Here is a 14,969-nt window from a genome sequence, read left to right as displayed (position 1 = left end):
ATGGAATAGGCCAACCCTCCTTCTTCAAGGAGGGTTGGCTCATGTTTAGAATTTCATTAAACTATCGATGATTACATTAATCATCTCATTAACCTGTTTTTTCACCTTATTAATGGCTTCGTTCTTAAGCCCTTTAGGCCCTTCTACTTTATTAATCTGCTCGAAGCTATCATTTCCAGCTTGAATTACTTCTAGAATGAACTGAACCTTTTCCGAATCTATGGTTGTCGCATCGAATCTCTTTTTAATATCAGCTAACTTACCTTCGAATGACTTCAGAATATTCTGGATCAACACTTTTGGATCATTCGCAGCATCGTCGTTTACAAGTGTGATCTCTTTCTCAAAGATAACCTTCGAGCTACCTCCCAAGAAATTATCAAGAGATGCTTGAATCACCGCGGTTCCTGTCGCAACTTTCTTGGAAATGGTTACTTTACCGTTCGAATCTACCTTAACATCCTTGCTTCCTGATACTTTCTTCCACTTCAGGCTAGAGGAAGGTAGTTCTACGCCTTGGACTGTCAAACCATATAGATGCTGACGTCCGTGATCAGAGATCTTAACCGTTGATTCTGTTTCGGAGCGAACAAATGCCGCACTCAGTGCTTTAAAGGCCGACTCCTCATGTTTAAGCTTATCCTTCACTTGATGTATCACGGTAGCTACATCAGCCGGTTTAACACCCAGATTCGACAATGCCTTGCTTAGCGTATACCCCTTCGTATCATTGAGTACTTTTGCCAATGCTGTGCTTTGAATGATGGCTAGCGTATTTTTGCTATTTAATACCTTGGCTAATTCTTTCGAGCTCATAGAAGCTAGCGTGTTACGAACGGTTGCTTCTACGCCTCCGTGAGCTTTGCCATCGCCGAACATCATAATGAGGATATCGTCGACGGTAAGTGTAGGAACTCCAGCAACCTTCGCGATCGTTTTCAACGTCGCCCGATATTCTGGGTTCGCTCGAATCGACTCCAACTGAGACGCTTCTACATCAAATGGAAGGGATCCGATCGCTTGCATCATCTGGAGCAAATTCCGCTTCAGCTCTGCTTGATCTACGGAAGATGGAAGTTTTTTCGCTATCGGTTTCCAGATCGGATCAATCAAGGCCTGGTTCTTTCCTAAATCAAGCCCCATAATCTCATCTCGCAACTTCAGGACACTATTTACATCAGTAGAGCCTCCTGCAACGAGCGCAATACGAATCTTCTCCAGTCGTTTCAGGTATTCCGCCACAGGGAACACATTTTCTTCCGGAGCAGAAGTATCTGTCAGTGTCACTTCTTTCTCGAAGATGACTTTGGCAGGTCCTCCATTTGGACTAACAAGCTTCGCTTGGATTACGGCCGATCCGCTCTGAACCCCTTCAGGGATCGTGACCATCCCACTAGAGTATACCGTCACATGCTCGCTACCCGATACCTTCGACCATTTCAATACAAAAGAAGGAATATCCACGCCAAACATTTTCAAATGATATACATGCTGACGTCCATTTTCACTAATTTCTGTTGATGCCTGTGTGGATGAACGTAGATAAGCAAAGCTTAACGCCTGAAGTGCGGCATCCCCCTTCTTAAGTTTGGCCTGAAGGTTCATCACCAACGTTCTAATATCTTTCGATGAAATATCCAATTTCTTAAGAATCGAGCTGATCTTATAGACATCTGGTTCACGGAGTTGTTGATCCATCGCTTGTAGTACAATCTCCGTTATCCCTTTGCTATTGCCTATTAATTGTATCAATTGCATCACTGACATTTTGCTAAGCTTGCTGCTAACTTTTCCTTCCAAACCCTCGCGGCTCCCACCGTCACCAAATAAGAAGACCAAAAGATCATCCATTTTAAGGTTCTCGTCCCCAACTGCAGCTGCGATCAGCTTCAGCGTCGCTCGGAATTCAGGATTGGTCCGAAGTGCCTCGATATCCGCCATCGATTGTATCGAGCCGATCGCCTTGATGAGACGGGATAGACTTGCCTTCAGTTCCGCCTGATCGATATTAGCAGGAAGCTTAGCAATCACTTTTTTCCATATCGGATCAATCAGTTCTTTATTGGCTATCCAATCAAACTGGGCCAGTTCATCCCGCAAGCTAATTACATCCTGTACATCCTGCGGACCTCCAGCTGCAAGAGCAGCATACCACTTTTTTATTTGCTCAAATAGGGATGCCGACAACGGCGATACATCCGCAGCATTCACCGTTTGAATAAAATTTAGTTTCTCTGCGAAACCTTTCTGACTAAGTGGTAATCCTCCAAGCGAAACCGCAAGCATAGATATTGCAATGGTAGACACGGTCATTTTCTTCGTAAACGTTAACTTATTCAAGATTTCAACCCCTTAATAGAATAGTTATTGCAATTACAAAACAGGCATTGGCTGTTTAACACCTTGATTTAGATTCGGACGACCCACGGAGTAATAGATGAAATCCGTCCCTAACAAATTCTCCTCTTTGAACACATTACGTCCGTCTATGAGAATCGGCTGTTTCAATACATTTTGCAATCTTAAAAGATCTACCGATGCGAACTCATCCCACTCCGTCAACAAGCACAACGCATCCGCATCTTGAGCCGTTTCTAGCGCGCTCGAACACCATTCAACGCCATCCTTACCGAATAAAGCTTGGAAACTATCCATCGCAATAGGATCGTAGGCTTTTACCTTCACACCCTGATCAACCAAGTGCTGAATGATCTCCAAAGCCGGTGAATCGCGCACGTCATCGGTGTTTGGTTTGAACGCTAACCCCCATACGGCAACCGTCTTCCCTTTCAACTCGCCATGAAAAATGGTCTCCAGCTTACGAATGACATTAAATCGCTGATCCTGATTCACTTCCACAACAGAACGCAGCAATTTGAACTCATAATCGACATGACCCGCAATTTGAATGAGCGCACTTGTATCTTTTGGGAAACAAGATCCTCCATACCCAATTCCTGCCTTGAGGAACGACGGACCAATCCGTTTATCATGGCCCATCCCTTCCGCAACCTTGGTCACGTCCGCCCCGACCTTCTCGCAAATGTTCGCAATCTCGTTAATAAACGAGATTTTCGTAGCTAGAAAGGCATTGGACGCGTATTTAATCATTTCGGCACTACGAATATCCGTCACGACGATTTGCTCCGTCAACGGCTTATGAAGCTGCACCATCGTATCGGCAGCGCTTTGGCATTCGGCTCCAATCACGATCCGGTCGGGATGCAGCGTATCCTCAATCGCGGATCCCTCTCGCAAGAACTCTGGCAGCGAGATACTGTCAAAATCGTGATTCGTGCGCGATCGTATTAATTGGGCGAGCCGTTCATTCGTTCCTACAGGCACCGTGCTTTTCACAGCAATTATTTTGTGTCCGTTCATCGCTTCTGCGATTTCAAGAGCCACTTGATCAATAAACGCGAGATTGGCTTCGCCATTTGGTAACGGAGGCGTACCTACCGCGATGATGATAACGTCCGATTGTCGAACAGCACTAGCTAAATCTCCCGTAAACGATAGCTTCCCCGCTGTGCGATTGACCGCAGCCAATTCTTTCAATCCCGGCTCATAAATGGGGATCTCCCCTGCGTTCAGCATTTCAATCTTGCGTGGATCCTTATCGACGCAGATGACCTGATTGCCGATCTCCGCATAACAAACGCCTGATACAAGTCCTACATAACCGGTTCCGATAACCGTAATGTTCATTCTTAACACTCCTTCATTGGCTTTGTTTCATTCACTAGGTGCACAGTTGTTTAATCTCATTCCAATCAAAGGCGAGCCTCACAATATCCTCTTCTATAAGCTCCGTCCCGGTCTGTACCTCGATGATTTCCATTTCCGTTTCTGCACGCAGGCTATGTCTAGTGTCTTTCGCAATAACTAAGACATCTCCTGAATTCACTAAGAAGTGCTTACCATTGAGAACCATTTCCCCAGAACCTGCAATGACCGTCCATACCTCATCTCGAAGCAGATGATATTGATAACTTAAATTCTGGCCCGGTGCGATACAGATTCGTTTGGTCAACACTTCTTTTCCATCTGGATATTTCAAATAATCGAGTACGCGGTAACGTCCCCAGCGCCGCTCCTCATACATCGGCCGCTGATCTGCATGTTTCATCACCTCTTTAATCATCGGACTTGCGGCCTTGTCCGAGACCAGAATGCCATCCGGACTTGCGGCAACGACAACGTTGGATAGGTTAAGAAGCGTAATCGGGATATCAAGTTCATTGATGACATGTGTATTATGAGATTCACCACTAAGGATTCCTTTACCGATGAGCGAGCTCTCAATCTCTTCCGTAAGCGTGTTCCACGTACCCAGATCCTTCCACTCCCCCTGATAAGGCAGCGCGACGATATGATTCGCTTTCTCCACGATTTCGTAGTCAAAGCTATTCTTCGGAAGCCTTCCGTACTGCCTCGACATCTCGTCGTATTGGATCGGATATCCATTCTCGATTAGCATATTAATGAGGAAATCCAGCTTAAAAGCAAAAACACCGCAGTTCCAAAGCGCAGCCTGCTCAATCATGGCTGCCGCTTCTTCCTCGCGGGGTTTCTCTCGAAAACTATGTACGGTTATGAAAGGCTCTTCAGCCTGTGTACCGATATTTGGAACGATATATCCGTATTTCTCAGATGGATACGTTGGTTTTACGCCCATAAGCGCCAAATCCGCACCCGATTCGTTAAGAACCTGATCAAGCTCCTTCATCTTATGGAAGAACGACTCCTCCACGTACGGATCAACAGGCATAACAACGACAGTCTCATTTAGGCTAACGCTTTGCACCGAGTATAAATAGGTAGCTGCCAAGGCGATCGCAGGAAAGGTATCTCTTCGCTCCGGCTCAACGATAACATCGACCTCATTGCCGAGTTGGCATTGAATCATTTCAACTTGAGATTTACTCGTGGCGATATAGGCATGATCGCGAAGTCCAGCTCTAGAAATCTGCCCCCATACGCGCTGTACCATCGATTCTCGCTCACCATCCGCATTTCCCAGCACCTTCAAAAATTGCTTGGAGCGTGATTCATTCGATAACGGCCATAGGCGTTTACCTGATCCCCCGGATAGAAGAACAATTTTCATAGTGACTCCTCCTAAAAGTTTTTATGTAGCTCGACTTCTTGCTTTTACTTCGCATAAAAACTTACATCGTAAGCATCAGCTTTGTTTTGTTAGTTCACTTCGAAAGCATCAGCTTTGTTTTTTTAAGCGTTGCTTCTTCATTTCGTCTCGCCATCTTAGGGGTACTCACGACAAGTTGGGCGGTTTCGATTCCGCTGGTCCACGTATTATAGTAGTTAGAGTTTTTACCATAGGAGTTATCGAGCAGCATATTGGGCTTATCCATCAAGCAAGCTAGGATATGACCATGGAGTCTTGACGTCTGTATGTTCCGATAATCACTGAAACGCTTAACAGCTTTGTTCACCAAGTAATCGCTATACTTGTCCCAGATCGTATGCATCGGTAACGGTCCGCTGCCTTTTTTCATAACACCCGCGATCATTTTGATCGATTTTTTCTCCACTCGGTTGTATAAGGAAGCCCAGTCTAAGAAATCTCCCTTCCCATCCGATTCGAACTGCAGCTGATCCTTCGTTTTCTCGATATCGGTACGGAAGAAGCATAGTCGTTCTTTTCCTGGGCTGCTTGTTGGCGAAATGGGCCATAGTTGATGCGCCATATCAGGGCATAAATAGACGCCGCACCCGTGAAATTTCTGTATTGCCAACTCATAGGTCAATGTATCTCTTACGAAGAGATGAGCATCTCGATGTTTATTAAATAGCTCCGCCGTGCGATCGTATTCCGATTCTTCCTTATAAAAGATCGTCTGAGGCAGCAATACAATCCGATTGTCGGGATATTCAGCCACGATTTTCTCACGCAATTTCTGATGTACGGGATATAAATCCCCAAAATTTCCTCCGCCCTGAAGAACGATGATCTGATCTTTCGGAATCATTAGCTTCTCGGGAAAATCAAGCACACTATAGCGCGCTTGAACGTGGATATTGTTGTCTCTAAAAAACGCCTCTGCGCCCTTCATGATCAACAAATCCCCGCCATTGTTATACACAGGATAATCAATATAATAAATGCTTGATCCCGAGGGGATGACATTCAAAATAAGTCTAAGCCGTTTTTTCAATGCATCCATCGGATGCATATTCGGTTTCTCTCGCATGTCAGCGCGCTCCTTTGCCTTTTGTTTTATCTTTTATTTGGTCTACTAGAAAACGAAAATCGTTCTTGTCGAACAACATGCCACTGATCTTCACCTGAAAGACGATCCGCATCGCTGCCATCGTCACCGCCAAACGAATGATAGCACCAATCAGTAACGCAATCGCAATGCCGTTCAACCCGTATAATGGCGTAAACACGAAGAACAACCCAATCGTTACGGCCAGGGCAATAAGCTGACGTACTAATACCAGCCCAGGTCTTCCCATCGCATTAAATGAGGAGGCTAGAATCCATGAACCACCTCCGAGAATACATTCAATAGATAGGATGTAAAAGGCCCCGCTCGCCTCTAAAAAAGGTGCACCGAACAATACACCCATTAGATATCGGCCGATGAACATACACGGAATAACCACAATCGTCATCAAGAGCATCGAAAGCCGGAACGCCCGACCCACCGTCGCAATAATCGCATCCTTATCCATGCCGGTTACCTTCGGGAAAATCACGTTCGTAATGGCTGTCTGAACAACGTTGAATACACGAGATAGCGCATAGACTACGGTGTATAGTCCTAAGTCTCTTGCGGTTAACATCGAAAGAATAATAATTTTATCGAATTGAGAATACAGCGTCCCGAGCAGCTCCACGCCAAATACTTTGCTGCCGTAGCCGAACAATGTCTTAGCCGCTTGCAGATTGCCCAGTCCCTTGAACCACTTAATTCGAAGCTCGTCTCTTATGCTGTATAAGGCCCACAAAATGACAAATACACTGGTTACAAGAAACACCAGTGCAGCGGAATGAAGGCTTAAATTATTCATCGACCAGAGCATCAAAAGTCCTACTAGATTGATTAACGGGAAAAATAATCGAACGCCGTTGTATACATTAAATTTCCCTGTACTCTGTGCCAGCGCAGATATTAAATTGACCGCAAGCAATATAGGAAGCATCAGGACCGTGTACCACCTAGCCGTCTGAATAACAGCCTCCGGATAATTCCCAAGCCATGCTGGCAGCCAGATCCAAGCGACGATACCAACAATCACACTGACTGGGATCTGAAACAGGAAGCCAGCCCGTACGAAATCAGCTCCGTTACCTTTATTTTGCTTCAAGTTATAGATTAGTGAGGTTGGAAGACCAAATCCAACAAGTCCTGCGAGCAGTGTTGGCCAAAAAAGAATAGCCGAAAACTCCCCTTTGCCCACGACCCCGAACATCCGAGCACTTACTATGGACGTCAGCGTACTGATGATCATAACCAGAAGATTCGTTGCACTCGTACGCAGTATTGTTTGAAATAGTCCACTACCCTTTAACGCTTTATGCATGGTGAGCTCTGCCATAACCTAACTTCAACCCCTACCGTTATATCGCAAGATACCCACGAGTGAACCGTTGCGGTAACATATTTTAACGACTTGTCGGATAAAAGTCTTGAAATGAAAGATCGAGAGCAGCGAGGATAAAATCGCCTGGAGCATTCGAACCGTGTTCTTTAGGACGGCGATGAAGCCTTTATCCTTTCGTTTCACCGCATCACTTACGCCCTGCCAGAAAATCCGTTTCAAGAACCATTTCTTTGTCGTTCGTTCTTTGGCGATTTTGTGTTGAACCGGTGCGAATGGTGTATAGTACACCTTGTAGCCTCCGCGTAATCTAGCAATCAGCTCGCTTTCTTCGCTGGATAATAGATTTGTTCCGACACGTCCCAAGTCTTCACGAAATGGCTTGATATGATGGAAGACACTCATGCGAAAAGCAACATTTGCACCATAGGGGATCGACGGAGACGGCATTTCCTTCACTTCATTCGAATAATCGAGAATCGTGAATACCGATCGATATTCCTCCGGAATCCAGGCTGGCTCCCCGGCTTCCCAGATCGGATCGATTTTGCCTCCGACACATCCAATCGTCGAATCACGCTCAAACACGTCAACAATGTTCCGCACCCAGTCACTCGAAGCAAGCGCATCATCATCTAGAAAAAGAATGTATTTACCTATCGCCTCCCGAATTGCCCGATTACGCGCAACCGATAATCCAAGTTTTTCTTCGAAAATATATCGTATCCTTGAACCGTGCCGCTTCCTTAAATCATTCACCACCTTAGCCGTATCATCTGTCGATCGATTATCAACCACGACAATTTCAATTTCCTCGCTAGCATAATTTTGACGCAAGACACTCTCAATCGCTTCTCCTGTATCCTTCGCGCGATTATGCGTGCAAATGGCTACCGTTACTGTGATCCTCATTGATCATCCCCATCCTTGATAAACATTTTTGATCTGCTGCGCAATGGTGCTCCATTCTAACTCCTTTAGTACTTCATCGTAATTTGGTGATTTGTTCTCATTTTTCATATTCAATGCCACTTTCATCGCGTTTTTTAGCCCGGTATCATCTGCTGGATCGTATCGAACAACCATATCTTCCTTGAAATATTCATCAATGAAATCATTGTTTGGCATGACAATCAGCTTCTTGAACGACAGCCCAAGGATGGCGGAACCCGAAGTCGTAATCTCTTTGTAGGGCATCACCATAACATCCACAGCGCTGATCAGATCCGCGATGGATTCATTCGGAATAAAGCGTAACTCCAAAATGATATGATCGATATCCTGAACACGCTTCAGATACTCCTGCATTTCTTGGTTAGCTTTGCCCGCTATGATGAGATAGGTTTGCTTCGTCTTCACGGCATTAAAAGCTTCAATGAGATCCTCGACACCCTTATAGGCTTGGATTGCACCGAGAAATAAGTAGACATCGGCATCCTCGCGAATATCGTATTCTTCTCTGAAATTACGGCCATTCCGCTTGTATACGCCCAAATAATGACCATGTTTCACCACAAACAACTTCTTCGCTGGAACACCAAATTCAGCGATCACTTTCCGCTTGATCGACTCCGAGGCGACAATCAATTTGCTGCAGAAACGGCATATCAATCGACGCATGAAACGTTCCATGCTGTGATGCTTCGCATTATGCGGATACAGATTATGAATCGTCCAAATCAACTGGATATTCCGCAGCTTCAAATAAATCATCGTCATCGTAAAAATGAATGATTTCACGATAAACAATAATGGATTTCGATTCTGGTAAGCATGGTGCATCCAATGAATATGGACAATATCGCCCGATTTGGCTTGGCCAACCTTTAAGAACAACTTGCCATGCTTCAAATCCCTAATGTCCATTCCCGCACCGCACAGCGAATTTGTTAATAAATCATTGTAAAAATTCAACTCACTCGATTTCGGCCACATCCATACTTTCATCGCATTTCTCTCCCTAAACTTGGCTTCACATCGATCCTTCAGTTATATCTTCGAATCCACTCATTTGGCACACGAATCTCACGAATGACCTTGGCAGGCGTACCGCCAGCCAGCACATTAGATGGAATATCACGTGTTACGACGCTGCCTGCTGCAATAACAGTATTACGCCCGATCGTTACCCCAGGCAGAATAAGAGCTCCTCTACCAATCCAGACATTATCCGATATGACGATATCTTTGCTCTCTGAACGATCATCCGCATCCACCGGGTGAAAGTTGGTATCAATCATGTTCACCATCGGACCAATAATTGTATTACTGCCGATACGAATCGATTTCGTGCATCCAATATCTAAACCATAGTTAAAAAACACATTATCTCCCACCGACAATGTGGCTAGCTTACTCACGGAAATCGATGACTGAAAAGGCTTCGAATGAAACGACACATTCCTTCCGACTACGAATTTACCTTTGTTCTTGATCGTCAAACGACCTGTTATTCTGCCCAATCGACCCACGGCGTTCGTCTTCCATGGAAGGATCACAGCTCCCTTTAGAACAGCTAACAATTTACCTAAACTGATTTGCTTGATGGTGATACTCATGCATTTATCCCGCCGTTTCCGACTTCATGCGATTAGCCAATAACAAATGGTAGGTGTTCTCTACCTTACGGGCAATCGTGTTCATGTTGAAATCATTCATTACGCTTGTATGACCTTGGATCGAAAGTTCCTGGTAGTTGACTTTATGATCGTAAACACGCTGAATGGTCTGATACAGCTCTTCAACATCGCCATCCTTTACGATAAACCCTCCCTTTGTCTGGTGAATAATCTCAGGGGCACCGCCGGAATCTGACACGATGACGGGGGTCTGTACTAACATCGATTCAATAATGACTCTTCCAAATGGCTCATTTAACGAGAAGTTAATGGTCAGATCGCATTCCTTCATCAATTCAAGCGGTTTTTTACGATATCCACAGAAGATAATGTTATCTTCCAAGCCGTATTCGTTGACCTTTTGGATCATATCATTGAAATAACTATCCGAACCATCGACAGATGTGTCGCCTACAATCAGCAGCTTCCAGTTATACTTCTTGTTATCAGCCAACTTCTTGACGGCCTCGATCATAAGATGATATCTCTTCCACTCTACAATGCGCCCAAACGTTCCAATGACGAGCGTATCATCCTCCATAAAACGCCGAGTCTTCATGGTTAAAGCAAGCTCCGGATCGACACCATTGTATATGATCGTCTTATTGTCCGCTTGGATCGAGTTCGCTACAAAGTGTGAAATACATATCACCTGATCAAAGAATCGTGGTAGCACACGATTGAACATTTTCAAATGCGTATAATCCCGATGATGCCAGACTAATTTGCATTTCGTTAGAAATTTGAGCGGTGCGGCGTACCACGGTGCTCGCCAGCCATTGGCATGAATAATATCCATGTGATTTTTTGTCACAAACGACTTGATCCGAAACACGGTTTCCAAATACCCGAAGCCTAACTTCTTCTTAATGCTATTTAGGCGAAGCGGAAAATGCTGGTACTCGGTCCTAATCTCACCAAGATATTCCGCATTTTCAGGGCTTAATAGGAAAATTCGATATTTTGAAGTATCCAAGTAATTGATCAAATGAATCAGACTTTGCTCAGCACCTCCCTTTTTATCCGCGTGGGTGATAAACATGACATTTATTTTTCTTTTATCCATTCATAGCACCTGCTTCATGTGATAACTTGGATGGAGCGAATTGATGTAGCGATTTAATACCTCTTTATGGTCATAATGCGTACGAATAAACCGCTGTGACGACTCTAGCAGCGTTCGCGCTCTTGGCGGATGGTCAAACAGCAGCTTGATTCTAAGGTAGAATTCCTCTGGACTGTCTGCGACCATGATGTGCTCGTTATCCACGAGTCCAGTGCCCTCGCAACCGATAGATGTTGAGATCACAGGCAATCCATTCTGAATCGCTTCGATCGTCTTTAGCTTTACACCCGCTCCGTTCTGCATCGGATTCACGAACAGATATCCCTGTTGGTAAATGTCATCCAGACTCTCTGGTGTATCATGCACGATAACATTCGTCATATCGTAACCATCAAGCCAGCTCAAACTTTGTTTTCTACTATTTCCAGCCACAATAAATTTGTACTCTGGTTCCTTCAGCATGGAGGGATGAATATGTTCCAAATACCACTGAATCGCTTCACGATTATTAGGCATAAATAAGGACCCGATAAACACAACATGTTTGCTCTCAAATGAGCTCTTAAGAAAGGTCTCCTTCGTGACAGGAGGCGGTAGAAATAAGCTTTTGGTTGTAGGATGAAGGGTTTGGAAATTCACAAATTCCTTATTGGAGATAAATAAATACTTATCTACCTTCTTCAGCATTTTCTTCTGCAAAATACTGAACTTGCTGCTCTCCATGTGATAATACAGCTTATGAATCCTATTGGGTGTGCTTCTAGCTAATGCCTTGAAGTACACCGCTTCATCGTTATGAACTCTTAAAATAGCATTCGCATGTTTGATTAAAGGGTTCTTGAGGATGGGATACACGTAGTCGCCTTCCAGCAATACATAATCATAATCCTCATCAATATTCACGTATCGCAGCTCATTTCGCGATTGCACCTGCATGGGAACCATATAGAGCAGATCCACCAACTTACTTCTTCGCTCACATAGCTTGATATCTTCCACGTAGCGATATACCACTTGCATATCCGATGGCGTAGGCATTTGTTTGCCACATACGACAAGATGGATCGTCCATCCGAGCTCGGCGAGCACCTTAATTCGGCCCCATGTATCAACTCTGCCGCCATGATCGGCGGGATAAGGAAAATCACTACATACAACAAGTATTTTCATTCAGATACCCCCGACATATTGGAATGTTTTATTTCCTTCTTACCTAGAAAAGAACTAATAAATGCGAACAACATCCATATCTCATATTTAATCTCAAGTGCCACAAAGAGTAATGAGAACAGCATGAATATAAGTGCCAAAAACAGTATAATGCTCGACTTCACTTTGGCAATCAAATTTTTGGCTAACAGATAGAAAAATACGAGTGAGAAGATCCCACCAAACATAAACCATTGGAAAAATCCGGATTTGACGCCTAAATTTTTAGCCGTTCCCGTGTATTGGAGTAGCTCTCCAGCATTGATCTGGCTTATGCCGAAGATGTTGTAATAGAACCTACTCATGAAGCTAATCGAATCATTCAAATAGTTATCGAAATACATTAAGTAGGCGCCTGTACCCACCCCGAGCGGATGATGAAAAACGGTCATGATGGCGATAATAATCGTCCCCATCCTCGTATATGACGATGTATAGTTCTCGATATCGTTATTGAATGAGCTGATTAACCCTGCTGAGAAATAAACAATAAACATATACATAGCTAAGATCACGCCGATGAGCACAATAAAGTTTCTCTTCTTCCTGAAATCCATAAATTTGATCATCGTCACGATTAACGTCAATAAACATACGATTAAAAATCCTTTTGATCCCGTAACAGATAAATAGAACAGAAAAAAACCAGCTACATAGATGTTCGATAGAATCATTGCAAAACGTTTTAAATAGGGGCTCAAATAGACAAGAACCGAAGAATATGCAACGACAATGGTTCCCGTCGTACTACTTTCCGAAGTAAGCAGCCTCACCCTCCAGTAGGGATTACTCCCTGAATGCAAGGCGGTGAACGCATTGGGCAACGTAACTAGTTCAACAATCATAATCACCAACAGTAGACTCAGCACAGCAAAAAAACTAGCATACAGGAGTTTAAAGCTTTTAATTTTTGTGAACACCAGTTGCATATGCCTGATATACAGCAGAATTAATGCGAAATAAATTAAGACCTTTATCCCTTTACCGAGCAGGCTCTCAGACCAGAAGTTATAACTCCCCTGCAAGAATTGAACAAGAATGTAGCCTAAGGTAACAAAGGTTAAATAAACAATAAAAGCGAACAAGTATTTCTGCAGCTTTGACACAACCATAAATCGTTTATTTTTAGCAAGCATCGCAATCTCACAAAAAACAAACAAAGGAAGCAGCAGGATAATAGGCGATCTGCCTATTTCACCAATAACATTAACAAGAGGGAAATCCTGATAGACGGTCAGCACCAGCAAGATACTGAGATAAAACGCCAAAAAGTACCGTCCCTTGCCTGGCTGCTTCTCGGCTGGTTCTTCATTTATCGTATGATTGCTTTGTAAGCTTACGTTCATCATCTCTTTCAACCCCGTAAATCTAGACATATTTTTTGACAGTTACGGGATATCGACCACCTTGTTTCTTCAAGGCATCCACGTATAGTTGCTCGATCCGTTTGTTCATCTTAACGGAATGGAATTTCTCATAAAATATTTGCTCACCGTTCTCGCCCATCCATTCGAGCTTACTCTTCGTTAGTCCTTGAATGATGTTAACCAACTCTTCATTGTTGTCGAAATCAAAGATATATCCATTGACTCCATGCTGTATAATCTCCGGAAGTGCGCCACGATTACTTGCAATGACAGGTTTCTTATTCCGTAACGCCTCGATCGCAACGATACCGAACCCTTCCCAACGTGATGGAACGATGACAGCGTCGCAGGCTTTCATATAACGATCGATTTCCGAATTGTCCACCCAGCCGATTTTGACCGCATTGCTTGGATAATCATATTCAAAGTCTTTCAATACGGTATCGCCTACTAAATAGAGATTAACGTCAACGAATGGATTTTCGTTAAACACCTCGAGCAGCAAGTCAAAGCCTTTTTGCCGATCGAAGCGACCTACATAAAGTAGATTAATCTTGTCCTTCTTCACATCGAAAGGTAATGCATTCGAAGACGGCGCATCCGATACTCCGTTATACACAACGACCGATTTCTTCGCAGACAATCCATAGTGGAGCGACATCTCATATTCATGTTTGGAAATGTTAATAATGAAATCCGTCCGCAGCGATAATAACTTCTCCACACTCGCGAACACCCTTCTTTTCCACGACTGAATGTCCATTAGAAACGCCCAACCATGCGCACAATAAATCACGACAGGACGTTTCTTCTTGAAAAAAAGCAACGTCCGCAGGAAGAAACCTGCGAACGTTCCATGGACATGAATAATATCTGGATTAATTTCTTTGATCTTTCGATGAATCGAATGCATCGCTTTGAAGAAATATTGTGGGCTCCTCTTATAAGGATACAGTTCCAATCGATCTGAGCTAATTTGCAACGTTTTGCCGTTGGAGTTCTGTTCAGATGCGATGAGATAAATATCATGTTTCTCCGATTGATACTTCAATACTTCATTCAGATGGGTTTCAATACCCCCCTTTGTAAATTCCGAAATATGAAGGACTCTTGCCATGATCTCCCCTCCATCTTTTA

General features: G+C 43.9%; 12 protein-coding genes. All 12 read right to left on the bottom strand.

Going from position 1 to position 14,969, the window contains the following annotated elements; translation table 11 throughout:
• Nucleotides 1-45 precede the first annotated feature (45 nt).
• Nucleotides 46-2,340 (bottom strand): hypothetical protein, encoded by a 2,295-nt coding sequence (locus BVG16_RS04585; RefSeq protein WP_078497377.1) that lies wholly within the window; start codon nt 2,338-2,340, stop codon nt 46-48.
• Between the two features lie 33 nt (nt 2,341-2,373).
• Nucleotides 2,374-3,708: a UDP-glucose dehydrogenase family protein gene (locus BVG16_RS04580; protein ID WP_078497376.1), complete on the bottom strand. Its 1,335-nt coding sequence runs from the start codon at nt 3,706-3,708 to the stop codon at nt 2,374-2,376.
• A 34-nt stretch (nt 3,709-3,742) separates the two neighbouring features.
• Nucleotides 3,743-5,110 carry a sugar phosphate nucleotidyltransferase gene (locus tag BVG16_RS04575; protein ID WP_078497375.1) on the bottom strand — a complete coding sequence of 456 codons (1,368 nt, stop codon included), beginning with the start codon at nt 5,108-5,110 and terminating at the stop codon, nt 3,743-3,745.
• A gap of 94 nt (nt 5,111-5,204) precedes the next feature.
• Nucleotides 5,205-6,215: a polysaccharide pyruvyl transferase family protein gene (locus tag BVG16_RS04570; protein ID WP_078497374.1), complete on the bottom strand. Its 1,011-nt coding sequence runs from the start codon at nt 6,213-6,215 to the stop codon at nt 5,205-5,207.
• A 1-nt stretch (nt 6,216) separates the two neighbouring features.
• Nucleotides 6,217-7,569: an oligosaccharide flippase family protein gene (locus BVG16_RS04565; RefSeq protein WP_078497373.1), complete on the bottom strand. Its 1,353-nt coding sequence runs from the start codon at nt 7,567-7,569 to the stop codon at nt 6,217-6,219.
• 9 nt (nt 7,570-7,578) lie between these two features.
• Complete coding sequence (locus BVG16_RS04560) at nt 7,579-8,484, bottom strand: glycosyltransferase (RefSeq protein WP_078497372.1); 906 nt, start codon at nt 8,482-8,484, stop codon at nt 7,579-7,581.
• Between the two features lie 3 nt (nt 8,485-8,487).
• Complete coding sequence (locus BVG16_RS04555; RefSeq protein ID WP_078497371.1) at nt 8,488-9,519, bottom strand: glycosyltransferase family 4 protein; 1,032 nt, start codon at nt 9,517-9,519, stop codon at nt 8,488-8,490.
• A gap of 38 nt (nt 9,520-9,557) precedes the next feature.
• On the bottom strand, nt 9,558-10,130 hold the full coding sequence (locus BVG16_RS33645; RefSeq protein WP_078497370.1) for a DapH/DapD/GlmU-related protein: 573 nt from the start codon (nt 10,128-10,130) through the stop codon (nt 9,558-9,560).
• Between the two features lie 4 nt (nt 10,131-10,134).
• Nucleotides 10,135-11,256 carry a glycosyltransferase family 4 protein gene (locus BVG16_RS04545; protein WP_078497369.1) on the bottom strand — a complete coding sequence of 374 codons (1,122 nt, stop codon included), beginning with the start codon at nt 11,254-11,256 and terminating at the stop codon, nt 10,135-10,137.
• Nucleotides 11,257-12,426 carry a glycosyltransferase family 4 protein gene (locus tag BVG16_RS04540; RefSeq protein ID WP_078497368.1) on the bottom strand — a complete coding sequence of 390 codons (1,170 nt, stop codon included), beginning with the start codon at nt 12,424-12,426 and terminating at the stop codon, nt 11,257-11,259.
• Nucleotides 12,423-13,814, bottom strand: coding sequence for a hypothetical protein (locus BVG16_RS04535; protein WP_144027293.1), 1,392 nt, complete (start codon nt 13,812-13,814; stop codon nt 12,423-12,425). Before BVG16_RS04535 ends, BVG16_RS04540 begins: the two co-directional genes overlap by 4 nt.
• Nucleotides 13,815-13,833: 19 nt before the next feature.
• Complete coding sequence (locus BVG16_RS04530) at nt 13,834-14,949, bottom strand: glycosyltransferase (protein WP_078497366.1); 1,116 nt, start codon at nt 14,947-14,949, stop codon at nt 13,834-13,836.
• Nucleotides 14,950-14,969: the final 20 nt, after the last annotated feature.

Source organism: Paenibacillus selenitireducens (genome assembly GCF_002021565.1).
Taxonomy (GTDB): Bacteria; Bacillota; Bacilli; order Paenibacillales; family Paenibacillaceae; genus Paenibacillus_K; species Paenibacillus_K selenitireducens.
This window is presented reverse-complemented; position numbering and strand designations above follow the sequence as displayed.

Excerpts from the sequence above, each read along its gene's own strand:
- BVG16_RS04580 (WP_078497376.1), bottom strand. The coding sequence starts at position 3,708 with ATGAACATTACGGTTATCGGAACCGGTTATGTAGGACTTGTATCAGGC.
- BVG16_RS04575 (WP_078497375.1), bottom strand. The coding sequence starts at position 5,110 with ATGAAAATTGTTCTTCTATCCGGGGGATCAGGTAAACGCCTATGGCCG.
- BVG16_RS04570 (WP_078497374.1), bottom strand. The coding sequence starts at position 6,215 with ATGCGAGAGAAACCGAATATGCATCCGATGGATGCATTGAAAAAACGG.
- BVG16_RS04565 (WP_078497373.1), bottom strand. The coding sequence starts at position 7,569 with ATGGCAGAGCTCACCATGCATAAAGCGTTAAAGGGTAGTGGACTATTT.
- BVG16_RS04560 (WP_078497372.1), bottom strand. The coding sequence starts at position 8,484 with ATGAGGATCACAGTAACGGTAGCCATTTGCACGCATAATCGCGCGAAG.
- BVG16_RS04555 (WP_078497371.1), bottom strand. The coding sequence starts at position 9,519 with ATGAAAGTATGGATGTGGCCGAAATCGAGTGAGTTGAATTTTTACAAT.
- BVG16_RS33645 (WP_078497370.1), bottom strand. The coding sequence starts at position 10,130 with ATGAGTATCACCATCAAGCAAATCAGTTTAGGTAAATTGTTAGCTGTT.
- BVG16_RS04545 (WP_078497369.1), bottom strand. The coding sequence starts at position 11,256 with ATGGATAAAAGAAAAATAAATGTCATGTTTATCACCCACGCGGATAAA.
- BVG16_RS04540 (WP_078497368.1), bottom strand. The coding sequence starts at position 12,426 with ATGAAAATACTTGTTGTATGTAGTGATTTTCCTTATCCCGCCGATCAT.
- BVG16_RS04535 (WP_144027293.1), bottom strand. The coding sequence starts at position 13,814 with ATGATGAACGTAAGCTTACAAAGCAATCATACGATAAATGAAGAACCA.
- BVG16_RS04530 (WP_078497366.1), bottom strand. The coding sequence starts at position 14,949 with ATGGCAAGAGTCCTTCATATTTCGGAATTTACAAAGGGGGGTATTGAA.